23 protein-coding genes are annotated in these 24,988 nt (G+C 72.5%); 20 read left to right on the top strand and 3 right to left on the bottom strand.

What is annotated here, in order from left to right; translation table 11 throughout:
• Positions 1-101 precede the first annotated feature (101 nt).
• Positions 102-1,481 (top strand): class II 3-deoxy-7-phosphoheptulonate synthase, encoded by a 1,380-nt coding sequence (locus tag ASC54_RS11945; protein ID WP_055861608.1) that lies wholly within the window; start codon positions 102-104, stop codon positions 1,479-1,481.
• A 46-nt stretch (positions 1,482-1,527) separates the two neighbouring features.
• Here ASC54_RS11945 and pknB read toward each other — a convergent pair whose 3' ends face one another.
• Positions 1,528-3,492: a Stk1 family PASTA domain-containing Ser/Thr kinase gene (gene pknB / locus ASC54_RS11940; protein WP_055899232.1), complete on the bottom strand. Its 1,965-nt coding sequence runs from the start codon at positions 3,490-3,492 to the stop codon at positions 1,528-1,530.
• 49 nt (positions 3,493-3,541) lie between these two features.
• The gene (locus ASC54_RS11935) at positions 3,542-4,891 is read right to left on the bottom strand and encodes a LysM peptidoglycan-binding domain-containing protein (protein WP_055899229.1); all 1,350 of its coding nucleotides are present in this window, start codon (positions 4,889-4,891) and stop codon (positions 3,542-3,544) included.
• Positions 4,892-5,060: 169 nt separating this feature from the next.
• Here ASC54_RS11935 and ASC54_RS11930 point away from each other — a divergent pair, with 169 nt between their 5' ends.
• Positions 5,061-5,399 (top strand): Rv2175c family DNA-binding protein, encoded by a 339-nt coding sequence (locus tag ASC54_RS11930; protein WP_055861600.1) that lies wholly within the window; start codon positions 5,061-5,063, stop codon positions 5,397-5,399.
• A gap of 60 nt (positions 5,400-5,459) precedes the next feature.
• On the opposite strand, the gene ASC54_RS11925 is transcribed toward ASC54_RS11930, so the two are convergent.
• Positions 5,460-6,581: a polyprenyl synthetase family protein gene (locus tag ASC54_RS11925; RefSeq protein ID WP_055861596.1), complete on the bottom strand. Its 1,122-nt coding sequence runs from the start codon at positions 6,579-6,581 to the stop codon at positions 5,460-5,462.
• Positions 6,582-6,666: 85 nt separating this feature from the next.
• Between ASC54_RS11925 and ASC54_RS11920 the strand changes: the two genes are divergently transcribed.
• From ASC54_RS11920 to ASC54_RS11835, 18 genes are all read left to right on the top strand, one after another.
• Positions 6,667-7,053: a DUF3040 domain-containing protein gene (locus tag ASC54_RS11920; RefSeq protein WP_055899226.1), complete on the top strand. Its 387-nt coding sequence runs from the start codon at positions 6,667-6,669 to the stop codon at positions 7,051-7,053.
• A 429-nt stretch (positions 7,054-7,482) separates the two neighbouring features.
• Positions 7,483-7,914, top strand: a complete 432-nt coding sequence (gene mraZ / locus ASC54_RS11915; RefSeq protein WP_055861591.1) for a division/cell wall cluster transcriptional repressor MraZ — start codon at positions 7,483-7,485, stop codon at positions 7,912-7,914.
• A 102-nt stretch (positions 7,915-8,016) separates the two neighbouring features.
• Positions 8,017-8,967 carry a 16S rRNA (cytosine(1402)-N(4))-methyltransferase RsmH gene (rsmH, locus tag ASC54_RS11910; RefSeq protein ID WP_055899223.1) on the top strand — a complete coding sequence of 317 codons (951 nt, stop codon included), beginning with the start codon at positions 8,017-8,019 and terminating at the stop codon, positions 8,965-8,967.
• Positions 8,964-9,626 carry a hypothetical protein gene (locus tag ASC54_RS11905; protein ID WP_156376825.1) on the top strand — a complete coding sequence of 221 codons (663 nt, stop codon included), beginning with the start codon at positions 8,964-8,966 and terminating at the stop codon, positions 9,624-9,626. Before rsmH ends, ASC54_RS11905 begins: the two co-directional genes overlap by 4 nt.
• Positions 9,627-9,654: 28 nt before the next feature.
• Positions 9,655-11,427, top strand: a complete 1,773-nt coding sequence (locus ASC54_RS11900) for a penicillin-binding protein 2 (RefSeq protein ID WP_055899221.1) — start codon at positions 9,655-9,657, stop codon at positions 11,425-11,427.
• 23 nt (positions 11,428-11,450) lie between these two features.
• Positions 11,451-13,001 carry a Mur ligase family protein gene (locus tag ASC54_RS11895; RefSeq protein ID WP_055862155.1) on the top strand — a complete coding sequence of 517 codons (1,551 nt, stop codon included), beginning with the start codon at positions 11,451-11,453 and terminating at the stop codon, positions 12,999-13,001.
• On the top strand, positions 12,998-13,648 hold the full coding sequence (locus tag ASC54_RS11890) for a glutamate ligase domain-containing protein (RefSeq protein WP_055861579.1): 651 nt from the start codon (positions 12,998-13,000) through the stop codon (positions 13,646-13,648). The genes ASC54_RS11895 and ASC54_RS11890 overlap by 4 nt, the downstream gene beginning before the upstream one ends.
• Positions 13,645-14,742, top strand: a complete 1,098-nt coding sequence (gene mraY / locus ASC54_RS11885; RefSeq protein WP_055861578.1) for a phospho-N-acetylmuramoyl-pentapeptide-transferase — start codon at positions 13,645-13,647, stop codon at positions 14,740-14,742. The genes ASC54_RS11890 and mraY overlap by 4 nt, the downstream gene beginning before the upstream one ends.
• On the top strand, positions 14,727-16,229 hold the full coding sequence (murD, locus tag ASC54_RS11880) for a UDP-N-acetylmuramoyl-L-alanine--D-glutamate ligase (RefSeq protein WP_055899218.1): 1,503 nt from the start codon (positions 14,727-14,729) through the stop codon (positions 16,227-16,229). The genes mraY and murD overlap by 16 nt, the downstream gene beginning before the upstream one ends.
• 37 nt (positions 16,230-16,266) lie before the next feature.
• Positions 16,267-17,484, top strand: a complete 1,218-nt coding sequence (ftsW, locus tag ASC54_RS11875; protein ID WP_055899215.1) for a putative lipid II flippase FtsW — start codon at positions 16,267-16,269, stop codon at positions 17,482-17,484.
• Positions 17,481-18,563: an undecaprenyldiphospho-muramoylpentapeptide beta-N-acetylglucosaminyltransferase gene (gene murG, locus ASC54_RS11870; protein WP_055899212.1), complete on the top strand. Its 1,083-nt coding sequence runs from the start codon at positions 17,481-17,483 to the stop codon at positions 18,561-18,563. The genes ftsW and murG overlap by 4 nt, the downstream gene beginning before the upstream one ends.
• 13 nt (positions 18,564-18,576) lie before the next feature.
• Positions 18,577-20,058, top strand: coding sequence for a UDP-N-acetylmuramate--L-alanine ligase (murC, locus tag ASC54_RS11865; protein ID WP_055861567.1), 1,482 nt, complete (start codon positions 18,577-18,579; stop codon positions 20,056-20,058).
• Entirely contained in the window at positions 20,055-21,134 is a 1,080-nt protein-coding gene (locus ASC54_RS11860; protein WP_055899209.1) for an FtsQ-type POTRA domain-containing protein, read from the top strand. Before murC ends, ASC54_RS11860 begins: the two co-directional genes overlap by 4 nt.
• A 178-nt stretch (positions 21,135-21,312) precedes the next feature.
• Positions 21,313-22,455 (top strand): cell division protein FtsZ, encoded by a 1,143-nt coding sequence (gene ftsZ, locus ASC54_RS11855; protein ID WP_055861560.1) that lies wholly within the window; start codon positions 21,313-21,315, stop codon positions 22,453-22,455.
• 5 nt (positions 22,456-22,460) lie between these two features.
• Positions 22,461-23,141, top strand: coding sequence for a YggS family pyridoxal phosphate-dependent enzyme (locus ASC54_RS11850; protein WP_235451466.1), 681 nt, complete (start codon positions 22,461-22,463; stop codon positions 23,139-23,141).
• Positions 23,142-23,174: 33 nt separating this feature from the next.
• Positions 23,175-23,654, top strand: a complete 480-nt coding sequence (locus ASC54_RS11845; RefSeq protein ID WP_055861554.1) for a cell division protein SepF — start codon at positions 23,175-23,177, stop codon at positions 23,652-23,654.
• 76 nt (positions 23,655-23,730) lie between these two features.
• Positions 23,731-24,039, top strand: a complete 309-nt coding sequence (locus tag ASC54_RS11840) for a YggT family protein (RefSeq protein ID WP_235451465.1) — start codon at positions 23,731-23,733, stop codon at positions 24,037-24,039.
• 144 nt (positions 24,040-24,183) lie between these two features.
• Complete coding sequence (locus ASC54_RS11835; protein ID WP_055861551.1) at positions 24,184-24,963, top strand: DivIVA domain-containing protein; 780 nt, start codon at positions 24,184-24,186, stop codon at positions 24,961-24,963.
• Positions 24,964-24,988: the final 25 nt, after the last annotated feature.

Genomic DNA, 24,988 nt, shown 5'->3' with positions numbered 1-24,988 from the left:
TCGCCGCGCGCTGAGGAGCCTCCGCGCTCGGCTAGGCTCGTCCCAGCGGCAAGGGAGCCGCCCTCTGCCCTGATTCCTGTCGCTGTGAAGGATGTTCCACCGTGGTCGATGCGACCGAGCCCGTCATCTCCGCCGATCCCGCCGTCATCGCGGGGCTCGATCACTGGCGCACCCTCCCGATCAAGCAGCAGCCCGCCTGGCCCGACCCTGCCGCGGTCGCCGCCGCGTCGGCCGAGATCGCGTCGATGCCTCCGCTCGTGTTCGCCGGCGAGGTCGACCAGCTCCGCGAGCGCCTCGCGCGCGCCGCGCGCGGCGACGCCTTCCTCCTGCAGGGCGGCGACTGCGCTGAGACCTTCGCGGGCGCGACGGCCGACCAGATCCGCAATCGCGTGAAGACCATCCTGCAGATGGCCGTCGTGCTCACCTACGGCGCCTCGATGCCCGTCATCAAGATGGGTCGCATGGCCGGCCAGTTCGCCAAGCCCCGCTCGAGCGACACCGAGACCCGCGGCGACGTCACGCTGCCCGCCTACCGCGGCGACATCGTGAACGGCTACGACTTCACGCCCGAGTCGCGCCAGGCCGACCCCGCGCGCCTCGTGAAGGGGTACCACACGAGCGCGTCCACGCTGAACCTCATCCGCGCCTTCACGCAGGGTGGCTTCGCCGACCTCCGTATGGTGCACAGCTGGAACAAGGGCTTCGCCTCGAACCCCGCCAACCAGCGCTACGAGGGCCTCGCGAGCGAGATCGACCGCGCCATCCGCTTCATGGAGGCCGCCGGCGCCGACTTCGACGAGCTCAAGCGCGTCGAGTTCTACTCGAGCCACGAGGGCCTCCTCATGGACTACGAGCGGCCCATGACGCGCATCGACTCGCGCACGGGCACCCCGTACAACACGAGCGCCCACTTCCTCTGGATCGGCGAGCGCACGCGCGAGCTCGACGGCGCGCACGTCGACTTCTTCCGCCGCATCCGCAACCCCATCGGCGTGAAGCTCGGCCCGTCGACGACGCCCGAGACCATGGAGCGCCTGATCGACGTCCTGGACCCCGATCGCGAGCCGGGTCGCCTGACCTTCATCACGCGCATGGGCGCCGGCACGATCCGGGATGCCCTGCCGCCGCTGCTCGAGGCGATCAAGGCCGTCGACGCGACCCCGCTCTGGGTCACCGACCCCATGCACGGCAACGGGCTCACGACCCCCACGGGCTACAAGACGCGGCGCTTCGACGACGTCGTCGACGAGGTCACGGGATTCTTCGAGGCGCACCGCGAGGCGGGAACGCACCCCGGAGGAATCCACGTCGAGCTCACCGGTGACGACGTCACCGAGTGCCTCGGCGGCTCGGAGATGATCGACGAGGCGACGCTCGCCACCCGCTACGAGTCGCTGTGCGACCCGCGACTGAACCACATGCAGTCGCTCGAGCTCGCGTTCCTCGTCGCCGAGGAGCTCAGCAAGGCGCAGCGCGCCTGAGCCGCCGGCGTGGTCGTCCCCGCCTCTCGCCGATGCGTCGGCGCGGTCAGTCGAAGAACGCGCTGATGACGATCTCGCTGTTGCGGATCGCCTGACCGTCCTGCGACGGCTCGACCTGCTGGACGGTCGCGATGTCCCAGAAGAACTCGGGCACGTTGGTGTCGATGACCGGCACGAAGCCCGCCGCCTCGAGCGCGGTGCGCGCCTCGTTGATGGTCAGGTCGATGACGTCGGGGATGTCGACGAGGTCGGGCCCGCGCGAGACGATGAGCGTGAAGGCGTCGCCCGGGCGGAAGGGTTCGTCGGCGGAGGGCACCGCGCGCAGGACGAGGCCCTCGGCGATGTCGTTGTTGAACTCGGAGTCGCCCCCGACAGTCGCCGTGAGCCCGAGCGCCTCGAACGCCGCGCTCGCCGTCCCCGGCTCGACGCCGACGACATCGGGGAGCGGGCCGAGGGAGACGACGAGGGTCACCGGGGTGCCCTTGAGGGACTCCGAGCCCTCGGGGAGCCCGGACTCCGTGCCGTCCTCGCCGATCGAGACGACGCCGATCGCCGAGCCCTGGGCGACGCCAGGGTCGACCTGCCGGATCGCGTCCTCGGCGACCACGAGCCCCGCGCCGTCGAGGAGCGTGCGCGCATCGGCCTCGGGGACCCCGGCGATGGCGGGGACGGTCGTCGGCTCAGGACCGAGGGAGACCACGAGAGTCACGGTCGAGTCGCGCGGAACGACCTCGCCGGCGGGCGGGTCGGTGCCGAGCACCGCTCCCGCGGGGATCTCGAGGTCGTGGGCGGTCGCGGGCTCCGCGCCGACGACGAGCCCCTGCTCGAGCAGGGCGGCGCCGGCCGCCTCGGGCGACTGGCCTCGGACATCCGTGATCGTCACCTGGGCGCCGGGGCCGGCCCCGAACCACCAGCCCGCCCCGCCCGCGGCGAGGGCGAGGAGCAGCACGAGGGCGAAGGCGATCCAGCCGCGCTTGCGCCGCCGGCCGGTCGCGCGCGCGAGCTCGCCCGTCGCCGAGTTCCCGATGACGGTCGTCGACCCGGTCGCTCCGGTCGACCCGACCGTCGCGAGCGAGCCGATGACCTGGGTCTCGGCGGTGATCGTCGGCGGCACGAGCGGGGTCGTGAAGACCATGGTCTTCTGCGGGCCCGTCGCCGACAGCGAGGTCTCGAGCGATCGTGCCGTCTCGACGACCTGCTCCAGGAGGGCGCGGGCATCCGCCGGGCGGTGCTCGGGGTCGCGGGCGGTCGCCCACAGCACGAGCTCGTCGAGCTCCGCGGGGACGCTCGGGTTCGTCGCGCTCGGCGCGGGAACGGTGTCGTTGGCGTGCTGGAACGCGATCTGCATCGGCTGCTCGCCCTTGAAGGGCTGCTCGCCGGTGAGCATCTCGAACATCATGATGCCGACCGCGTAGATGTCGCTGCGGGTGTCGGCCACGCCGCGGGTCACGAGCTCGGGGGAGAGGTAGGCGATCGTGCCGAGGAGGGCCGCCCCGGCGGCGGTCGCGGCCGACGCGGCGCGCGCGAGACCGAAGTCGCCGATCTTGATGCGGCCGTCGTCGGCGAGCAGCACGTTCTCGGGCTTGAGGTCGCGGTGCACGATGCCCGCCTTGTGGGCGGCCGAGAGGCCGGAGAGGATCGCTTCGACGATGTCGAGCGTCTGCTGCGGCGTGAGCGCGCCGTACTCCTGCAGCAGCTCGCGCAGGGTGATGCCGGGCAGGTACTCCATGACGAGGTACGCCGAATCGGCGTCCTGACCCTGGTCGAAGACGTTGACGACGTTGGGGTGCGCGAGCCGCGCGGCCGACCGGGCCTCCTGGATGAATCGCGCCGTGAACTGGCTGTCATCGGCGAGGTGGCCGTGCATGATCTTCACCGCAACGAGGCGCTCGAGCCGCTGGTCGGTCGCGAGGTAGACCGTGGCCATCCCGCCGCGCGCGATGCGCGAGCGGACGTGGTATCGACCGTCGATGAGCCGCCCGATCATGGGGTCGGTCGTCGAGGTGCTCACCCTCCCCAGTCTAGGTCGCGAGCCTCGTCCGAGCCGGGCGCCACACGGCCTAGGTCAGTTCGTAGAGCCAGGCCCAGGCGGAGGTCTCCCACTTCGCGTAGTGGTCGGGGTAGGCCGAGATCTGCACCGCCTGCGCGGCCTGCGTGACGGTCATGGACTGCCAGCCGCGGACATCCAGCAGGCCGCGGGTGTGCCCCTCGTTGCCGACGTAGAACAGGCGCGCGGCGTAGGCCGGGTCCTGCAGCTGCTCGGGCTCGCCCCAGCCCTGGCTCGGCCGCTGCTGGAAGAGGCCGACCGAGTCGCGGTCGCCCCACGAGAGGTTGCGCATCGACGACTCCTGCATGGCGGTCGCGAGCGCGATGACGATCCCGTAGTCGGGCACGCCGAGCGAGCGGCCGACCTGGATGATCGTGGCGGCGTGCACGCGGCCCTCGGCGTTGAGGGGCTGGATGCTCCCGCTCACGGGCGCGCTGGGGACCGGTGCGGTCGGGGTCGGCTGCGCCGGCGCGGGCGCTGCGGTCTCGGGCGCGGTCTCGGGCGCGGGCGCGGGCGCCGGTCCGCCGGGGAGTACGGGGCGCTGCGCGATCGGCATCGACGTGACCGACGAGACGGTCTCCATGGCGGGTGCGGCCGCGGGAGCGGGAGCGCTCGATGTGCCGGGGATCAGCAGGGTCTGACCCGGGTAGATGATGCTCGACCAGCCGAGGGCGTTGGCGTCGAGGATCGACTTGGTGGACACGCCGAATCGTGCCGCGATCGCCGAGACCGTGTCCCCGCTGCGGACCTGGTAGGTGCCGCCGGGTGAGACGGGCGCGGAGACGGTGGCGCCCTTGGTCGGCGCGCTCGTGAGCGTGAGGACCTGGCCGGGGAAGATCACCGACTTCCAGCTGAGACCGTTCAGAGCGAGGATTCCGGCCGTCGAGAGCCCGAATCGCGCGGCGATCGCGGAGACCGTGTCGCCGGCTTCGACCGTGTACACGGCGGGGGCGGCGCTCGTGGTGAGAGCCACCGTGCTCATGGCGCCCGGGGTGATGGCGGCCCCGACGTGGGCCAGCGCCGCTCGGAGAGTGGACGGGCCGGCGGCCTGCTGCGGCTTCGGGCTGAGCGGCTTGCGAGGCGCCGCATGGGCGGCGTCGACGGGGCCGGTCAGGCCGAGCCCGAGCGTGAGAGCGCCGGTGAGCACGAGCGGCATCGTCGACAGCGCGGCGCTCCGTGCTCGAGCGGCCGCGCGGGACACGACCGGATCGGCGGCCGGGGCGGTCGGTGACGGTGCGGAGTTGATGCGGGGAGCGAGGCCGCCGAACACGGCTCGAGCGCGGGCTCTCGCGTCCTCCTGATCGCGGGCGATCGAGGCGTCGTCGGTCGCTGACGCCGCCCCGGTGCGGTCGAGCTCGATCATCGGTCGTCCCCTCGTGATGCGGTGCGGCGACAGCGCCGCGCGCGGATCCCCGTCCGCTGTTACACATTAACACTGGTGTCAACCACTGTGGAGGATGTTGCTGCAGTTAACACGCCGGAAACACGACCATGCGCGGGCGCGGCGACTCGGTTCATGGCACGCTGGAGTCGTGACCGCAGACTCCAGCCGCTGGCTGACCGTCCCCGACCTCGTCGAGCTGCTGGGCGTCTCGCCCGGCCGCGTCCACCGTCTCCTCGAGGATCACGCACTCCTCGCCGTTCGTCGCGACAGGGTCCTGGTGGTCCCGGAGGAGTTCCTGCGCGACGGCGAGCCCCTCCACGAGCTGCGCGGGACGCTCATCCTGCTCGCCGACAACGGGTTCAGCGACGACGAGGCGATGGAGTGGATGCTGTCGGTCGACGAGATGCTCGGAACCTCGCCCATCGAGGCCCTCCGGCGGGGGCGCAAGGCCGAGGTCAGGCGGGTCGCGCAGGCCATGGCGTTCTAGCCGAGCGGCTCGTGCCTCCCGCCGCTCAGCTGGCCCCCTCCGCTCGAGGGCGGCGGCGGCTCAGTGCGCTCGGCGCGTCACGAGGTCGGCCAGGCCGACGAGCTCGGAGCGCGCCGCCCGGCTGAGCGGGGCATCCTCGATCGCGGCCGTCGCCTCGCGCACGGATCGCGCGATCATCGTCTCGACCGTGTCGACGGCCCCGCTGTCGCGGATCGTGGCCTGCAGGGTCGCGATCTGGTGCTCCGAGAGCTCGGGGTCGCCCAGCAGCTCGTCGATGAGGCGCGCCGCGGACGCGGGAAGAGCACGGCGCGCGAGCGCGATGAGGACGGTGCGCTTGCCCTCGCGGAGGTCGTCGCCGGCGGGCTTGCCCGTCACCTCGGGATCGCCGAAGACTCCGAGGAGGTCGTCGCGCAGCTGGAAGGCGACGCCGAGCGGCAGGCCGAAGGCGCGCAGAGCGTCGACCTGCTCGGCCGTGCCGCCGGCCATGAGTCCGCCGAGCGCGAGCGGCGCCTCGATGGAGTACTTCGCCGACTTGTATGTGACCACGCGGTGGGCGCGGGGGAGGAGGTCCTCCTCCGGAGCGTCGCGCCACGCCACCTCCTCGAGGATGTCGAGGTACTGGCCCATTGTCACCTCCGTGCGCATGACGTGGAACTCGTGGCGCGCGCGGCGGGCCGCCGAGCGGTCGGCGACGATCGACAGCCCCTCGGCGAGGAGCTCGTCGCTCCAGCCGAGCAGGAGATCGCCGAGCATGAGCGCGGAGGAGGTGCCGTACGAGGCGGCCGACCCGACCCACTCGCGGCGCGCGTGGTCGGTCTCGAATCGACGGTGCATCGACGGCATGCCCCGCCGAGTGTCGGAGTTGTCCATGATGTCGTCGTGGACGAGAGCCGCGGCGTGGAAGATCTCCAGTGCGGCGGCGAGGGCGATGACGGCGTCGAGCTCGGCGTGGTCGTCCATCTCGGCCAGGGGGTCGTCGGGCCTGACGGTGCCGGCGACGGCGTGCCACCCCCAGTAGGCGAAGAGCGCGCGGAACCTCTTGCCGCCCCGCAGGAGGTCTCGGGACGCGTCGATGAAGACGTCCAGCTCGTCCGCGATCGTCGCGAGGTGGGTCGAGCGATCGACCAGGAACGCGTCGAGTCGGGCGTTGACCAGGTCGACTAACCGCAATCTCTCAGGCACTCGCCTAGCCTATCCAGCGGCGCGAGCCTAGAATGGGGAGACGGTGGGAGCCTCCCAACCCGTATTCGCACCAAGGGGTCCACACATGCCGCTGTCGGAGCAGGAGCAGCGCCTCCTCGAAGAGATGGAGCGCAGCCTCTACCAGAACGACGCCGACTTCGTGGCGACCGTCTCGGGTCGTCGCGGTCGACCGAACTACACGCAGATCGTCCTGGGCTCCCTGCTCGCGATCGCCGGAGTCGCCACTCTCGTCGCGGGCGTGATCGTGCAGCTCCCGATCGTCGGCGTCATCGGCTTCGCGCTGATGCTCGGCGGGGTGCTCCTGGTCCTCACGCCCGGCAAGGCCGCGGCGAGTGCGCAGCCCGCGGGCTCAGCACCGCGCGCGTCCGCTCCGAAGCGCTCACGCTCGTCGTTCATGGACACGATCAACGAGCGGTGGGAACGTCGACAGGACGGCGACCAGGGCCGCTAGGGCCGGGCCCGCACCACAAGTCCCTCCGGGGCCGATCGAGAGATCGGCCCCTTTTTTCATGCCGCAGCGCTCCCGCGGGCCGGCGTCCGCCCCCGCGCGCTCCATTGCCCTCCCCGCACTCCACCGTCCTCCCCGCCCTCCACCGTCCTCCACCGCGATCGGCGGCGGCGCACTGACTCCCGGGGATCCGCGCTGTTCCGGGCCTTCGGACCGTCCGTCCGCGGCCCGGCGCGCGCTGCGACCCGGGCGAGGCGCGGACGTCCTCGTGCTCCCCTCCACCGTCCTCCCCGCGCGCCTCCCGCGAGATCACGGGGGAGAAGTGCCCCCAATTCGGGCTACAGTGGCGTCGAGTGATAGCAAAGTGGAGCATTGTGGAGTAAAGTGGAGCGTACCTAGAACTTCCGGCCGGAGAAGAAGGGGGAGCGGACGATGTTCCTCGGCACGCACACCCCCAAGCTCGACGAGAAGGGGCGCATCATCCTTCCGGCGAAGTTCCGGGATGAGCTCGCCAACGGCCTCGTCCTCGCCCGCGGGCAGGAGCGCTGCATCTACGTCTTCAGCGCGGAGGGCTTCGCGGCGCAGGTCGAGAAGATCCGCCAGGCCCCGCTCACGAGCAAGCTCGCCCGCGACTACGTCCGCGTCTTCCTCTCCGGCGCGAGCGACGAGCGCCCCGACAAGCAGCACCGCGTCACGATCCCCGCGGCGCTGCGCGACTACGCCGGGCTCGACCGCGACCTCACGGTCATCGGCGCCGGCGACCGCGCCGAGATCTGGTCGACCGAGGCGTGGAACGCCTACTACGCCGAGAAGGAAGAAGCGTTCTCGAACACCGAGGAGGAGGTGATCCCGGGCCTCTTCTGATCGCGAGGGTCGGACTCCCAGCCGTCATCGCCCTGACATCACTTCCCCGGTGCCAGGTCGACGGATGGGGATCCGGGCCCCGCGCTCATCCACCGGAACGACATGATCGAGAACCGACACACTCCCGTCCTCCTCGAGCGCACGCTCGAGCTCCTCGGTCCCGCGCTCTCGCGCGAGGGCGCCGTCATGGTCGACGCGACCCTCGGCCTCGGCGGCCACACCGAGGCGGCGCTCGAGCGCTTCCCCGGCCTCACGGTCGTCGGACTCGATCGAGACACGGATGCCCTGGCCGCGTCGATCGCGCGCCTCGCGCGGTTCGGCGACCGCTTCCGCCCCATGCACACGGTCTACGACGGCATCGAGCAGGCACTGGCCTCGGTCGGCATCGACGAGGTCGATGCCGTGCTCTTCGATCTCGGAGTCTCCTCGATGCAGCTCGACGAGGCCGAGCGCGGCTTCGCCTACGCCCAGGACGCCCCGCTCGACATGCGCATGGACCGCACGACCGGCATCACCGCCGCCGAGGTCCTCGCGAGCTACCCGGAGGAGGAGCTCCGCCGCATCTTCTACGCGTACGGCGAGGAGAAGCTCGCGCCGCGCTACGCCCGCCGGATCGTCGAGGCGCGCGCCGCCCGCGCGATCGATCGGAGCACCGACCTGAACCAGATCATCTTCGATGCGACGCCGCGCTCCGCGCCGCGGACCGGCCACCCTGCCAAGCGCGTCTACCAGGCGCTGCGCATCGAGGTGAACGCCGAGCTCTCCGCCCTCGAGGCCGCCCTCCCCGCCGCGCTCGACGTGCTCGCCGTCGGCGGCCGCATCGTCGTCCTCGCCTACCAGTCGCTGGAGGACCGCATCGTCAAGCGCGAGCTCGCCTCCCGTGTGCGGTCGACCGCCCCCGCGGGGCTGCCGATGGAGCTGCCGGAGCATGCTCCACGCTTCCGCCTGCTCGTCCGCGGCGCCGAGCTCGCGAGCGAGCAGGAGCGCGCCGTGAACCCGCGCGCCATCCCCGTCCGCCTCCGCGCGGCCGAGCGACTCGCGGCCGCAGCATGAGCGCCGTCCTCGCCCCCACGACCCCCCGTCGGGCCGCGGCTCCGAGCCCCCGCCGGGCGCCGCGGCCCGTGGAGGTCGTCACGACGCGAGAGCAGCGCCGATCCCGCCCGCGCGCCGTGTACGCGATCGTCGCGACCGCCGGCGCGTTCGCGATCCTTCTCGCCCAGCTCCTGCTCTCGATCGCGCTCTCGGAGGGCGCCTACAGGATCGCCGCGCTGCAGGCCAGCGCCGTGGAGCTCGATCGCAACGCGCAGGTGCTCACCGAGAGCCTCGACACTCTGCGGTCTCCGCAGAACCTCGCGGCCAATGCCGAATCGCTCGGCATGGTCGCCAACGCCAGCCCCGCGTATCTGCGGCTGGCCGACGCGACGGTGCTCGGAGCGCCCGTCGCGGCAGGCGCCGGAGCAGGAGTGCTCGACGGGCGCGACAGCATGATCGGCAATGTGCTGCTGGCCGATGTGCCGCTGGTGACTCCGGCGTCGACAGGGGAGGTCGCGGGCGTTTCACCCGGGCCGTCGGCGCCGGGGTCGGTAGCCTCGGGCGGAATCGCCGCGACGGGTCCGACCGCTCCCGCGGCACCGGCGCCTGGCGCGGTCCAGCCGGCCGCGCCGGCGGCGCCCGCCGCCCCGACGACGATCCCGTCGCCCGTGACCAACTGACGCAGCACCGAAGGGGGAGGCCGACATCGTGATCGCCGTCCGACGCACTCGCCGCCGACTGGCGCTCACCGTCCTCCTGGTCGCCGCCGTCCTCCTCGCCTTCCTCGTCCGGCTCATCGACATCCAGGTCGTCCGAGCGGGCGAGCTCGCCGAGCAGTCGGAGGCCCGCCGATCGATCCCGCAGGTGCTGCAGGGGGCGCGTGGAGACATCGTCGATCGCAACGGGGTCGTGCTCGCCGACACCGTCTACCGATACGACATCACCGTGTCGCCGCGATTCGTCGCCCCTTCGACGATCCTCGACGAGACGACGGGCGAGCGGACGACGCGCTCGGTGGAGGACGCCCTCGGGCAGCTCGCGGCGCTCACCGGGCAGGATCCGCTGCAGCTGAAGTCGCTCATCGATGCGGAGCTCGCCGCCGACCCGGAGGACGACTTCGCCTACCTCGTGCGCGGGGTGGAGACCGAGGTCTACCAGGCCGTGCGCGAGCTGCGCATCCCGTGGGTGTACTTCGAGCGGCAGCCGGCGCGGGCCTACCCGAACGGCCAGGTCGCCGGGAACCTCGTCGGCTTCCTGGGCACCGACGGCCCGCAGACCGGCCTGGAGCTCAGCGCCGACGAGTGCCTCGCCGCGACCGACGGCACCTCGACCTACGAGCGCGGCGCCGACGGCGTCCGGCTCCCCGGCACGACGGTCGTCGAGCAGGAGCCCGTCGACGGCGGGACGCTCGAGCTCACGATCGACCGCGACGTGCAGTGGTTCGCGCAGCAGGCGATCGCCGAGCAGGCGAGCGCGATCGGCGCCGACTGGGCGACGGCCTTCGTCGTGCGCGTCGCCGACGGCGCGGTCGTCGCGGCCGCCGACTGGCCGACCGTCGACCCCAACGACGTCAACGGTACGCCGGCCGACAACCTCGGCGCGCGCAGCTTCACGGCGCCCTACGAGCCCGGCTCGACGATCAAGGCGCTGACCTTCGCGGCGCTGCTCGACGAAGGGGTCACGACCCCGACGGAGAAGTTCACGGTGCCGGGCCGGTACGCGACGATCCTCAACTACACGATCGGGGATGCCTGGGCGCACGGCGACCTGCCGCTCACGACCGCGGGCATCCTCATGAACTCCTCCAACGTCGGCACCTCGATGGTGGTCGAGCGCACGAGCCTCGAGCAGCGGGCCGAGATGCTCCAGCGCTACGGGCTCGACGAGCCGACCGCGGTCGGGTTCCTCGGCGAGGAGGGCGGCGACATCCAGGACCCGGCGTCGATCGACGGCCACAGCGCGTTCACCCAGATGTTCGGCCAGGGCATGACGGCGACGAGCGCGCAGGTCGCGAGCGCCTACCAGGCGATCGCGAACGGGGGCGTGCACATGCCGCTCACCCTCGTGGCGGGGTGCCGGCACACCGACGGCACGGTCACCATGCAGCCGACGGGCGAGGGCGAGCGCATCCTGTCGCAGGAGGCCGCCGACACGACCGTCTCGATCCTGGAGTCGGTCGTGACCGACGGATTCCTGTCCTCGCAGCTGAGCATCCCCGGCTATCGCGTCGCCGCGAAGACCGGCACCGCCGAGGTCGCGGAGAACGGGCGCTACGGCGGCCAGCGCATCGTGTCGCTCGCCGGCATGGCGCCCGCCGATGATCCGCAGTTCGTGGTCGTCGTCACGCTCGCGCGTCCCGATACGATGAAGACGTCGGCTGCTGCGGCGCCCACGTTCCGGTCGATCATGACGCAAGTGCTCAAGACATTCCGGGTGCCGCCCTCGACGCAGCCCGCGCAGAGCCCGCCCCTCACGTGGTAGGTCCGGTCGAGAAAGAGGTCGTGTTGTCCGGTCGCATCCCCCCCGTCCTGCGGCCCGAGCACCCCTCCGCTCGTCCCCTCGGCGGACTCGTGGAGGAGTTCGGCATCGAGGTCGCGCACGGCCGCACCGACGGCGTCGAGGTCATGGGGATCACGCTCGCGACGAGCGACCTGCAGCCCGGCGACCTGTACGTCGGCATCCGCGGCCAGCACCGCCACGGGGCCGAGTTCGCGCCGGCTGCCGTCGAGGCGGGCGCCGTCGCGATCCTGACGGATGCCGCGGGGGCTGAGCTCGCGTCGGGGCTCGAGGTGCCCGTCCTCGTCGTCGACGACCCGCGAGCCGCGCTCGGAGAGCTCGCGGCGTGGGTGTACCGGACCCGCGAGGAGCCGCCGCTGCTCTTCGGCGTGACCGGCACGAACGGGAAGACCTCGACCGCCTACCTGCTCGACGGGATCCTCCGTCAGCTCGATCTCGTCACGGGGCTCTCGTCGACCGCCGAGCGCAAGATCGGCGAGCTGACCGTCGTGAGCCGCCTCACGACGCCCGAGGCGAGCGAGATGCACGCGCTCCTGGCGCGCATGCGCGAGGCCGGGGTCCGCGCCGTCGCCGTCGAGGTCAGCGCGCAGGCCCTCAGCCGGCACCGCGTGGACGGCATCGTCTTCGACGTCGCGGGCTTCACCAACCTCAGCCACGACCACCTCGACGACTACGCGGACATGGAGGAGTACTTCCAGGCGAAGCTCCCGCTCTTCCAGCCCGATCGCGCGAAGCGCGGCGTCGTCTCGCTCGACTCGCCCTACGGCGAGCGGGTCGTGGAGTCGGCGCGCATCCCCGTCACCACGATCTCGGCCCGGCCCGGGGTCGACGCCGAGTGGCGCGTCGAGCTCACGGAGGAGGAGCCGGCGTTCACGGGCTTCCGTCTGACCGGCCCCGACGGCCGCTCGCTCACCACGCGCGTCCCGCTCATCGGGTGGCACATGGCCGCCAACGCCGGGCTCGCGCTCGTCATGATGGTCGAGGCGGGCTTCGACCTCGCCGTCATCGGGCAGGCGCTCGGCGAGACCGGCATCGACGCGTACCTCCCCGGGCGCACCGAGCGCGTCTCAGGAGATCGCGGCCCGAGCGTCTACGTCGACTTCGGCCACAGCGCCGACGCGTTCGAGCAGACGCTCGGCGCCGTGCGCAGCTTCACGACCGGCCGAACGATCATGGTCTTCGGCGCCGATGGCGACCGCGACGCCACCAAGCGGCACGAGATGGCGCGCGTCGCCGCCGAGGGCTGCGACGTGCTCGTCATCACCGACCACCACCCGCGCTTCGAGGACCCGGCGTCCATCCGCGCCACCCTGATCGAGGGCGCCGCGCTCGCGACCAATAAGCCTGAGATCCACGAGGTGAGCCCGCCCGAGGCGGCGATCCGCGTCGCGGTCGGCCTCGCGGAGGAGGGCGACTCCATCCTGTGGGCGGGGCCCGGGCACCAGGACTACCGCGACATCCGCGGGGTGCGGACCGAGTACTCCGCCCGCGAGGAGGCGCGCGCCGCCCTCCGCGAGGCCGGCTGGCCGACGCGATGACCGCCGCGCTCGTGGTCGACGACGTCGAGCACCGGCTCGACGGCGCGGTCGTGACGATCCGCGGCGCTCAGGGCTCGACCCTCATGCGTCTCGATGCGCTCGGCGACGCCGCGGTCGACGCGGCAGTCGAGGCGGTCCGCGCCGCGCTCGAGGCGGGCGCGACGCTCGAGGAGGCCGCGAGGGCGGGGGAGGGCGTCGGGGAGATCCCCGGGCGATGCCGCCGCACCCGCACCTCCGACGGCATCACGATCATCGACGACACGCGGGCGACGACCGCGACGGAGGTGAGGCGCTCGCTCAAGGTGCTCGCCGACGCCACGCGCGGCGTCGCCCGCTCGTTCGCCGTCGTGGGCGAGCTCGTGAGCGAGCAGGCCGACTGGTTCGAGGACCACGACCAGCTCGGACGGCTCGTCGTGCGCCTCGACATCGGCCAGCTCATCGTCGTCGGCCACGGCGCGCGCCACACGAGCACCGCCGCCGGGCTCGAGGGCTCGTGGGACGGGGAGTCGCTCCTCGTCGACGACGTCGACGCGGCCTACGATGAACTCCGAGCCCGGCTCGCGCCGGGCGACGCGGTGCTCGTGAGCGCCGCCGGAGTCACCCCGCTCGCCACCCTGATCGCCCGCCTGACGGAGGAGACCGCATGAGAGCCCTGCTCCTGTCGGGGGCCTTCTCGCTGGCCTTCACCCTCCTGCTGACGCCGCTGTTCATCCGCCTCTTCCGGCGCCTGGAGTGGGGCCAGTTCATCCGCGACGACGGTCCGCAGACGCACCACACCAAGCGCGGCACGCCCACGATGGGCGGCATCATCGTCATCTTCGGCTCGGTGCTCGGGTACTTCTTCGGCCACCTCGTCGATCAGACGGCGCCCACGCAGAGCGCGATGCTCGTCCTGCTGCTCATGGTGGGCCTCGGGCTCGTCGGATTCATCGACGACTTCATGAAGGTGCGCAATCAGCGCAGCCTCGGGCTGACGGGCTGGGCGAAGGTCGCCGGGCAGGTCGTCGTCGCCTCCGGCTTCGCGATCCTCGCGATCTCGTACCCGGACGCCGACGGGCAGACGGCCGCGTCGACGATGGTCTCCGGAGTCCGCGACATCCCGTGGCTCGATTTCGCCGCGCTCGGGGCGATCGGCATCGTCCTCTTCGTGCTGTGGATCAACCTCATCGTCGTGAGCACCTCGAACGCCGTGAACGTCGCGGACGGGCTCGATGGCCTCGCGACCGGCTCGGCGATCCTCGCAGTGGCGTCGTACATCATCATCGCGTTCTGGCAGTTCAACCAGAACTGCTTCAACCCCAACCTCGACCCCGAGCTCGCCTACAAGTGCTACGAGGTGCGCGCCGACTCTCTCGACATCGCGATCGTCTCGGCCGCGATCGCCGCGTCGCTCATCGGCTTCCTCTGGTGGAACACCTCGCCCGCGCAGGTGTTCATGGGCGACACCGGGTCGCTCGGGATCGGCGGCGCGATCGCCGGCCTCGCGATCGTGACGCGCACCGAGCTCCTGCTCGTCCTCATCGGCGGCCTGTTCCTGATCGTCACGGGCTCGGTCATCGTTCAGCGGGTCTACTTCAAGCTCACCAAGGGCAAGCGCATCTTCCTCATGAGCCCGCTGCACCACCACTTCGAGCTCAAGGGCTGGGCCGAGGTCACCGTCGTCGTGCGCTTCTGGCTCATCGCCGGTCTCTTCGTCGCGGTCGGAGTCGGCCTCTTCTACCTCGAATGGGTGAGCCAGTAACCGTGAACCGCCTCGACGACCTGACCAGCTGGCACGCCGACTGGTCCGGGCTCCGCGTCCTCGTGCTGGGCCTCGGCGTCACGGGCTTCGCCGCCGCCGACACCCTCGCCGAGCTCGGAGCGCAGGTCGCGGTCGCCGCACGCAATCCCGATGACGATCGCGCGCGCATCCTGCCCGTCATCGGCGTCGAGCTGATCGAGCTCGAGGGCTCCGATGAGGATGCCCTGCCGCGGCTCGCCGCCCTCGAGCCCGAGCTGCTCATCGTCTCGCCGGGCTTCCGCCCCGATCACGCGATCCTCCGCTGGGCCGAGGCGCACGGGATCCCGATGTGGGGCGACATCGAGCTCGCCTGGCGCGTGCGCGACAAGATCGCGCCCGCCGCGCAGTGGGTGCTCATCACGGGGACGAACGGCAAGACCACGACGACGCAGCTGACGGCGACCATGCTGAGGGAGGCGGGGATCCGCGCCGCGCCCTGCGGGAACATCGGGATCCCGGTGCTCGACGCCGTGCGCGACCCCGCCGGCTTCGACGTGCTCGTCGTCGAGCTCTCGAGCTTCCAGCTGCACCAGCTGCCGACCGAGGGCCCGGGTGCTCTCGGGCCGATCGCGTCCGCGTGCCTCAATCTCGCGGAGGATCACTACGACTGGCACGGCTCGGCCGAGGCGTACCGCGACGCGAAGGCGAAGGTCTACGCCAACACCCTCCTCGCGTGCGTCTACAACCGCGCCGACGCTGCGACCATGCGGATGGTCGAGGAGGCCGATGTCGTCGACGGCGCTCGCGCGATCGGCTTCGGCACCGACACGCCCGGCCCGAGCGACGTCGGCGTGGTCGACGACATCCTCGTCGACCGCGCCTTCCTCGACGACCGTCACCGCTCCGCCCTCGAGCTCGGCACGCTCGCCGACGTGAGGATCGCGGGACTCGCGACGCCCCACGGCCTCGCGAACGCCCTCGCCGCCGCCGCGCTCGCGCGCGCCGCGGGGGCCCCGCCGCTCGCCGTCCGCGACGGGCTGCGCGCCTTCCGCGTCGACCACCACCGCACCGAGATCGTCCGAGACGAGGGGGGCGTCATGTGGGTCGACGACTCCAAGGCGACCAACCCCCACGCGGCGAACTCCGCGCTCAGCGCCTTCCGCTCGGTCGTGTGGATCGTCGGCGGGCTGCTCAAGGGCGTGGAGATCGACGCGCTCGTGGAGACGCACCGCGAGCGCCTGCGCGCCGCGATCGTCGTCGGCGTCGATCGCGCGGCGGTCCTCGCGGCGTTCGGGCGACACGCGCCGGAGCTCCCCGTGTTCGAGGTCGAGGCCGACGACACTGAGCAGGTGATGCCGGTCGCCGTGCGACTGGCGGCCGCTGCGGCGCACGATGGCGACACCGTGCTCCTCGCGCCCGCCGCGGCATCGATGGACCAGTTCGCCGACTACGCCGACCGCGGCCGTCGGTTCCAGGCCGCGGTGCGCGAGCACCACGACCCGAGCTGAATCCGACCGAGGCGACGACCGGGGGAAGGGGGATCGCGTGACCGCGACGCGACCGCCGCACGGCACGGACCGCACGGCCCGCTCGGCCGGCGCCTCCGCGCCCGCCCACGGCGGGGCGGCGATCGTCGCCGTGCGCCGCCTGTTCACCGCGCAGAGCGCCGACTGGATGCTCGTGCTCGGTACGACGATCTTCCTGGTGCTGCTCGGGCTGGTCATGGTCCTCTCCAGCTCGTTCGTGCAGTCCGGAAAGGGCGGAGGGGACTTCTTCGGGATCTTCGCCCGCCAGGGCGCTTTCGCCCTGATCGGCATCCCCCTCATGCTGCTGATCTCGCGACTGCCCGCCGTGTTCTGGCGGCGGTGGGCGCGCAACGGCGTCCTCCTGGGCCTCGGGCTCCAGCTGCTCGTGTTCACGCCGCTCGGCAACGAGTACGGCGGCAACCGCAACTGGATCGAGATCGCGGGCTTCAGCCTGCAGCCCTCCGAGCTGCTCAAGCTCGCGCTCGTGGTGTGGCTCGCCACGGTGCTCGCGCCGCGCGCCGACTCCTTCACCGACTGGCGGAGCGTCGCGATCCCCGCGCTCCCGGTCTCGGCCGTCGCGATCGGCCTCGTCCTGCTGGGTCAGGACCTGGGCACGGTCACGATCATGGCCTCGATCGTGCTCGCCGCCCTCTTCTTCGCGGGTGCCCCGATGCGCCACATCCTGGGGCTCGTGGCCGCGGGGGTCGGCGGGGCCGTGCTGTTCGCGCTCTCGGGCGCCTCGCGGTCCGACCGCATCAGCGCGTGGCTCAACGGCTGCACGCCCGAGCAGCTCGAGGACGTCTGCTGGCAGCCCATGCACGGCATGTGGGCGCTCGGCTCGGGCGGCGTCTTCGGCGTGGGTCTCGGCAACTCGGCGCTCAAGTGGTCATGGCTGCCGCACGCCGAGAGCGACTACATCTTCGCGATCGTCGGCGAGGAGCTCGGGCTCATCGGCGCGATGGTCGTGCTCATCCTCTTCGCCGTCCTCGCGATCGGCATGGTGCGGCTCATGCGCGCGCACACCGACCCGTTCCGACGCATCGCGACGGGTGCCGTGCTCGTGTGGATCGTCGGTCAGGCCTTCGTCAACGTCGCCGTCGTCCTCGGCATGCTCCCCGTCCTCGGCGTGCCGCTTCCTCTGATGTCGGCCGGAGGGACGGCCCTCGTCGCGACGCTCATCGCCATCGGCGTCGTGCTCTCGCTCGCGCGCGACGTCCGCCCGGAGCCGCGCCCGTGACGACCGCGCTGCTCGCCGGCGGGGGCACCGCCGGCCACGTGAACCCCCTGCTCGCTCTCGCCGACCACTGGCGCGCGGTCGAGCCCGAGGTGGGCATCCTCGCCCTCGGCACGGCGGGCGGCCTGGAGGAGCGCCTCGTCCCCGCGCGCGGCTACGAGCTGCTGACCATCCCGCGCGTGCCGTTCCCGCGCCGGCCGAACGCGGCGGCGCTGCGGTTCCCCCGCGCGTTCCGCGACGCCGTCGCGGCGACCCGCGCGACCATCCGCGAGCGGGGGGCGGATGTCGTGGTCGGCTTCGGCGGGTACGCCTCGGCCCCCGCGTACGTCGCCGCACGCCTCGAACGCGTGCCGATCGTGGCCCACGAGGCGAACGCCCGCCCGGGCATCGCCAACCGGCTCGCCGGCTGGCTCGGCGGCCGCGTCGGCACGACCTTCCCCGGCACCCCGCTGCGGGGCGCGCGGGTCGTCGGCATGCCGCTGCGCCGCGAGATCGTCGAGCTCGACCGGGTGGCTCTGCGCCCGCAGGCCGTCGCGCACTTCGGCCTCGACCCCGAGAGGCCGACGCTCCTGGTCACGGGCGGATCGACGGGGGCGAAGCGGCTCAACGAGACGATCGGCGAGTCGATCGCGCACCTCCTCGGCTCGGGCTGGAACGTCCTCCACATCACGGGCCGCGACCGCGGCGGCGCCGACCCGGGCCTCCCCGGCTACCGCGTCATGGAGTACTGCGACCGCATGGATCTCGCGTTCGCCGCGGCCGACCTCGTCGTGTGCCGCTCGGGCTCGGCGACGGTGAGCGAGCTCGCCGCCGTGGGGCTGCCCTCGATCCTCGTCCCGTACCCGGTCGGCAACGGCGAGCAACGTCTCAACGCGCGCGAGCTCGTCGCCGCCGGCGGTGCGCGACTCGTCGACGACGCCGCCTTCACCCCCGCGTTCGTGACGGGCGAGCTCGTCCCGCTCCTGACCGGGCGCGCCGAGATCGCGCGCATGGCGGCGGCGGCGCAGTCGGTCGGGCGGCGCGACGGCAGCGCGGCTCTCCTCGCCCTCGTGCGCGAGGCCCTGGCCTCGTCGACCCCGTAGGGTGAACGGCGATATGACGATCAAGCCCGACCCCAGCCTCGTCCTCCCCGATGACCTCGGCCGCCTCCACTTCGTCGGAATCGGCGGCTCGGGCATGAGCGGCATCGCCCGCCTGTTCCACGAGCGGGGCGTCGCCGTGACCGGGAGCGACCGGTCGGACTCCGCGACCGTCAAGGCGCTGCGCGAGCTGGGCATCCCCGTCGCGATCGGGCACGACGCCGCCCACGTGGGCGACGCCGACACGCTCGTCGTGACCGGCGCGCTGTGGGTCGAGAACCCCGAGTACCAGGAGGCCCTGCGCCGCGGCCTGCCCGTCCTGCACCGCTCGCAGGCCCTCGCCTGGCTCGTGCGCGGCGAGCGCCTGGTGGCCGTCGCGGGCGCCCACGGCAAGTCGACGTCGACGGGGATGCTCGTCACGGCCCTGCGCGCCCTCGACCGCGATCCCTCCTTCGTGAACGGCGCCGTGATCCAGGGCGCGAACACCTCCTCGGCCTGGGGCGAGGGGGATCTCTTCGTGGTGGAGGCCGACGAGTCCGACGGGTCGTTCCTCCTCTACGACACCGCCATCGCGCTCATCACCAACATCGACACCGACCACCTCGACCACTACGGCTCGGCCGAGGCGATCGCGGAGGCCTTCGTGGAGTTCGCGGCGGCGGCGACCGAGCTCGTCGTGCTCTCGGCGGACGACGCCGGAACGCGGGCGCTGCACGGCGCCCTGCTCGCCCGCAGGGCCGCGCCGCGCATCCTCACCTTCGGCGAGGCCGCCGACGCCGACGTGCGCCTCACCGCGGTGAGCGAGACCGGCCCGATCGCGTTCACGATCGCCGCCGACGGCGCGGAGGCGCACGGCCAGCTCGGCGTGCCCGGCCGGCACAACGCGCTCAACGCGGCGGGAGTCGTCGCGGTGCTCGTCGGCCTCGGCGTCCCGCTCGCGGACGCGGTCGGCGCGCTCGACGGCTTCGCCGGCACCCTGCGCCGCTTCGAGTCGCACGGCGAGGCCGCGGGCGTGCGCCTCTACGACGACTACGCGCACCACCCGACCGAGGTCGCGGCGGCGCTGCAGACGGCGCGCTCGGTCGTCGGCGACCACCGCGTGATCGCGATCCACCAGCCGCACCTGTACAGCCGCACGCAGGCGATGGCGGGCGACTTCGCCGCGGTCTACGAGCGGCTCGCCGACCACACGGTCGTGCTCGACGTCTACGGGGCGCGCGAGGACCCGATCCCCGGCGTCACGGGCGCCCTCGTGACCGACGCCTTCCGCGACCCTGCGCGCGTCGACTACCGCCCCGACTGGAGCGCGGCCGCCGTGCGCGTCGCCGAGATCGCCCGCCCCGGCGACATCGTCATGACGCTCTCGTGCGGCGATGTCTACCGCATCCTCCCGAGCGTGCACGAGGCGATCGTCTCTGCGAGTGCCGACGCGAGCGCCGTCGTCGGCGCCGGTGCGGGGGATGCCCCCGCCGGCACCGCCGAGGAGCCCGCCCGGTGAAGCGCCCCGAGGGCTTCGATCGCGGGCGCCAGCCCGGGTCGGGCTCGCCCTCGGGCTCCGGCTCCGCGGCCTCCCGGCCCGCGGGTCGCGGCGGCGCGACCGGCCCGGCCGCCCCGCCGAGCCCGTCGGCCGCGCCCGAGGCGCGCACCCCCCGTCCCTCCCGGCCGCGCTCGCGCCCCTCGCCGCCCGAGCCGGACGGCGCCGCGCACGGGTCGACCACCGGCCCCGTCCCCCTCCCGCGCCGCGGGTCGCGCCCTCGCCTGATCCCCGCCCGCTCGATCGACCCCGTCGAGCAGGCGCGCCGCCGCGCCGACCACCTGGAGCGTTCGGCGGCGCGCGCCGCGCGTCGCGCGGAGCGGGCCGAGGCGCGCAGGTTCACGCGCCGTTCGCGTCGGCGCCGACTGCTCACATGGGGCTCGGTCGCGGTGCTCACGGCGCTGCTCGCGACGGTCGTCGCCGTCACGCTGTCGCCGCTCATGGCCCTCACGGACATCCGCGTCACCGGCACGGTGCGTCTCGACCCGGCAGCGGTGGGCGGAGCGCTGGACCGGCACCGCGACACCCCGCTCGCGCTGCTCGACGAGGGGGGCATCCGCTCCGATCTGGAGGAGTTCGCCCTCATCCGGTCGTACTCGCTCGAGGTCGTTCCGCCGCACTCGCTCGTCGTGCGCATCGTGGAGCGGGCACCCATCGGCGCCGTCGAGCGCGGCGAGGCCTTCGATCTGGTCGATGCGGCCGGCGTGGTCGTGGAGTCGTCGCCCGAGCGGCCGACGGGCGTGCCGCTCATCCGGGTGGGGGAGGCCGACCCCGACGAGGCGGCGTTCCGCTCGGTCGCGGAGGTGCTCGATGCTCTGCCGGACGAGCTCGCGTCCCGGGTCGACGTCGTGACCGCGTCGACGCGCGACGACGTCGCCTTCACGATCCGCGACCTGGGCCACCGGGTCGTGTGGGGGAGTGCGGAGCGCTCGGCGTTCAAGACGCGCGTGCTCGAGGCCGCGATCGCCGTGAACGACCCGGCGGTGTCGTGGCAGTTCGACGTCTCGGCGCCCGATAGCGTCATCGTCCGCCGGCTCTGAGGGCACGGACCCGGCCGCGCCCCGTCGCGCGGGCGGGTCTCGCGCGCAATCGCTCCGACACGCGGCGCGCTTGAGGGCGCTGCGCCCCTCGCGCCCCTACCGTCATGTCTCAGGAGTACATACTGAGCATAACTTTAGACCTCAACTGGAGGTTTAGGGTTTGACGCGGAGGCCGGACGTGACCAGCAACCAGAACTACCTCGCCGTGATCAAGGTCGTCGGCATCGGCGGCGGCGGTGTCAACGCGGTGAACCGCATGATCGAGCTCGGCCTGCGCGGGGTGGAGTTCATCGCCATCAACACCGACGCGCAGGCGCTGCTCATGAGCGACGCCGACGTCAAACTCGACGTCGGGCGCGAGCTCACGCGCGGTCTCGGCGCGGGCGCCGACCCCGAGGTCGGCCGCCGTGCGGCGGAGGACCACGCTGAGGAGATCGAGGAGGCCCTCGCGGGCGCCGACATGGTCTTCGTCACCGCGGGCGAGGGCGGCGGCACCGGCACGGGCGGCGCGCCCGTCGTCGCGCGCATCGCCAAGTCGATCGGCGCGCTCACGATCGGCGTCGTCACGAAGCCCTTCAGCTTCGAGGGCAAGCGCCGTCAGGCGCAGGCGGAGGACGGCGTCGCGGCCCTCAAGAACGAGGTCGACACGCTCATCGTCGTCCCCAACGACCGGCTGCTCGAGATCTCCGACCGCGGCATCAGCATGCTCGAGGCCTTCGCGACCGCCGACCAGGTGCTCCTCGCCGGCGTCCAGGGCATCACCGACCTCATCACGACCCCCGGTCTCATCAACCTCGACTTCGCCGACGTCAAGAGCGTCATGCAGGGCGCGGGAAGCGCCCTCATGGGCATCGGCTCCAGCCGCGGAGCCGATCGCGCCATCAAGGCCGCCGAGCTCGCCGTCGCGAGCCCGCTGCTGGAGGCGAGCATCGACGGCGCCCACGGCGTGCTCCTGTCGATCCAGGGCGGCTCGAATCTCGGCATCTTCGAGATCAACGACGCCGCGAAGCTCGTGCAGGAGGCAGTGCACCCCGAGGCCAACATCATCTTCGGCGCGGTCATCGATGACTCGCTCGGCGACGAGGTGCGCGTCACCGTCATCGCGGCCGGGTTCGACGGCGGCGAGCCGACGACCGTGCAGAAGGACCGCCGCTCGAGCTTCGTGCCCGCCGCCCCCGGAGAGCGTGTCACCGCTCAGCCCGGCGACTCGGCGCCCGAGGCGGGGCACGCGCCCGTTCTCGCCGCAACCGCGCCGATCGACCCGCTCGAGGTCGAGGCCGACAGCGACGACGACCTCGACATCCCCGAGTTCCTCCGCTGACCCGCGTGACGGCCTCGCCCGAGCTCGCCGAGCGCTACGCCGCCGTGACGGCGGGCATCGCCGACGCGTGCGCGCGCGCGGGGCGATCGCCGGAGGAGCTGACGCTCATCGTGGTGACGAAGTTCCACCCCGCGCAGCTCGTGCGCGAGCTCGTCGAGCTCGGCGTGCGGCACGTGGGCGAGAACCGGCACCAGGACGCGGCGCCGAAGGCCGCCGAGCTCGCCGATCTGCCGCTCACCTGGCATTTCGTGGGGCAGCTGCAGTCGAACAAGGCGAAGGCCGTCGCCCGCTACGCCGACGTGATCCACTCCGTCGACCGCGCATCCCTCGTCACCGCGCTCGCGGGCGCCGAGCGCGCGGTCGACGTCTTCCTCGAGATCAACCTCACCGACGACCCCGGTCGCGGCGGAGTCTCGCCCGATCGCGTCGAGGAGCTCGCCGAGGCCGTCCTCCAGACGGAGCGCCTGCGCCTGCGCGGCGTCATGGGCGTCGCGCCCCTCGACGAGGATGCCCGTACGGCCTTCGCGCGACTGCGCGCGATCGGCGACCGCGTGCGCACGATCGCGCCCGAGGCGACCGACCTCTCGGCCGGGATGTCGGGCGACTACGCCGAGGCCATCGCCGAGGGGGCGACACACCTTCGGATCGGGACCGCAATCACCGGAAAACGTCCGGCGCCCCAATAGCCTGCAAGAGCACCACGACTCGAAGGACGCCTCATGACGAACCCGCTTCGCAAGACCATGGTCTACCTCGGCCTCGCCGATGAAGAGGTCGAGTACGACGCTCCCGCCGAGCAGCGCGACCACCGTGCGCAGCCCGCGCCCTCCGTCGCCGCGGTGCCCGCTCCGGGTCCGCAGCGCGCCCCCGTGACGCCTCTGCGTCGCTCCGCCCCGACACGGAATGCCGCACCCTCCGACATGAACGAGATCCTCACCGTCCACCCGCGCCACTACAAGGACGCGCAGGTCATCGCCGAGAGCTTCCGCGAGGGAATCCCCGTCATCATCAACCTCTCGCAGATGACCGAGTCCGAGGCGCGTCGCCTCGTCGACTTCGCGAGCGGTCTGTCGCAGGGTCTCTACGGCAAGATCGAGCGCGTCACGAGCAAGGTCTTCCTGCTCTCGCCCTCGCACGTCGCGGTGAGCGGCGAGCAGGCCGAGGCGGAGCCGGACGTCGACGCCTCGTTCCTCTCCTGAGCCGTCGAATCCGCGGGCGAGTCCGGCCGCGCGCCGCGCGCCGTGGCTCCCAGTGTGACCTGACAGACTGACCGTCGTGCAGGCCGTCCTCTCCATCGTGTTCGGCGTGATCTACGTCGCGCTTCTCATCGTCTTCCTCGCCATGTGGGCGCGATTCGTCTTCGACTGGATCCAGGCGCTCAATCGCGGATGGCGCCCGACGGGCGCCGTGGTCGTCGCCGCCGAGGTCAGCTACACGCTCACCGATCCGCCGATCCGGGCCGTCCGCCGGGTCATCCCGCCCATCCGGCTGGGCATGATCCAGCTCGATCTGGCCTGGACGATCGTCATGATCGCCCTCTTCATCGCGATGTCGATCGCCAGCTCGCTCATGGGCGCGCGCTGAGCCTTCGCGGCGCGAGACTCCCCTGACGCGTCGAGCGTCGAGTGGGTAGGGTGGGGTAACCGATGTGACGCGTGTGGTTCGCTGTTGCTAGCGTTATCCCATCGTTATCCGACCGCTCTCCAGAAAGTTCCGAGGTAGCACGGAATGGCCCTCACTCCCGAAGACGTCGTCAACAAGCGCTTCCAGTCGACCAAGTTCCGCGAGGGATACGACCAGGACGAGGTCGATGACTTCCTCGACGAGATCGTCGTCGAGTTCCGTCGCCTGAACCAGGAGAACGACGAGCTCAAGCAGCGCCTGGTCGCCGCCGACGCCCGCATCGCCGAGCTGCAGCGCAGCGGCGGCGCTGCTCCCGCCGCGGAGCAGCCGGCCCCGCAGCCCGTCGCCTCCGTCCCCGCAGCCTCGACGCCCGCGTACTCGGCTCCGGCCGCCCCGGCTCCGGCCTCGGCGCCCGCCGCCCAGGACGCCTCGCTCGAGACGACGAGCACGAACAACCTGCTGCAGCTCGCCCGCCGCCTCCACGAGGAGCACGTCCGGGAGGGCATCGCCAAGCGCGACGAGCTCATCGCCGAGGGCCAGGCGACCGCCCAGCGCCTCGTCTCCGAGGCCGAGGGCCAGCAGCGCCAGATCGTCGACCAGCTCCAGGCGGAGAAGACGACCCTCGAGGCCCGGGTGGAGGAGCTGCGCGTGTTCGAGCGCGAGTACCGCAACCAGCTCCGCACCTACATCCAGGGCCAGCTGCGCGAGCTCGAGGGCTCGAGCGCCGCGACGGGTCAGCCCGAGGCCGCCGCTCCCGGCTCCGCGGCCGGCCCCGTGGGCTCCGCGCCCGTCGGCGCCCCCGGCTCCGCGCAGTTCCCGGGCTCCGCGCCGAGCTTCGGCCAGCCGCAGCAGACGCCGGGCCAGTACCCGGGCTACGGCTCCTGAGCATCACCCTCCGTCGGGGACGGGG

Origin of the sequence: Yonghaparkia sp. Root332 (assembly GCF_001425665.1) — a bacterium.
Classification (GTDB): domain Bacteria; phylum Actinomycetota; class Actinomycetes; order Actinomycetales; family Microbacteriaceae; genus Microcella.
This window is presented reverse-complemented; position numbering and strand designations above follow the sequence as displayed.

What these genes read in the sequence shown, in the direction of transcription:
- ASC54_RS11935 (WP_055899229.1), bottom strand. Translation starts at nt 4,891, where the DNA reads ATGATCGAGCTCGACCGCACCGGGGCGGCGTCAGCGACCGACGACGCC.
- ASC54_RS11920 (WP_055899226.1), top strand. Translation starts at nt 6,667, where the DNA reads ATGCCGCTGTCGGAGCAGGAGCAGCGCCTCCTCGAAGAGATGGAGCGC.
- mraZ (WP_055861591.1), top strand. Translation starts at nt 7,483, where the DNA reads ATGTTCCTCGGCACGCACACCCCCAAGCTCGACGAGAAGGGGCGCATC.
- rsmH (WP_055899223.1), top strand. Translation starts at nt 8,017, where the DNA reads ATGATCGAGAACCGACACACTCCCGTCCTCCTCGAGCGCACGCTCGAG.
- ASC54_RS11905 (WP_156376825.1), top strand. Translation starts at nt 8,964, where the DNA reads ATGAGCGCCGTCCTCGCCCCCACGACCCCCCGTCGGGCCGCGGCTCCG.
- ASC54_RS11890 (WP_055861579.1), top strand. Translation starts at nt 12,998, where the DNA reads ATGACCGCCGCGCTCGTGGTCGACGACGTCGAGCACCGGCTCGACGGC.
- mraY (WP_055861578.1), top strand. Translation starts at nt 13,645, where the DNA reads ATGAGAGCCCTGCTCCTGTCGGGGGCCTTCTCGCTGGCCTTCACCCTC.
- murD (WP_055899218.1), top strand. Translation starts at nt 14,727, where the DNA reads ATGGGTGAGCCAGTAACCGTGAACCGCCTCGACGACCTGACCAGCTGG.
- murC (WP_055861567.1), top strand. Translation starts at nt 18,577, where the DNA reads ATGACGATCAAGCCCGACCCCAGCCTCGTCCTCCCCGATGACCTCGGC.
- ASC54_RS11845 (WP_055861554.1), top strand. Translation starts at nt 23,175, where the DNA reads ATGACGAACCCGCTTCGCAAGACCATGGTCTACCTCGGCCTCGCCGAT.
- ASC54_RS11835 (WP_055861551.1), top strand. Translation starts at nt 24,184, where the DNA reads ATGGCCCTCACTCCCGAAGACGTCGTCAACAAGCGCTTCCAGTCGACC.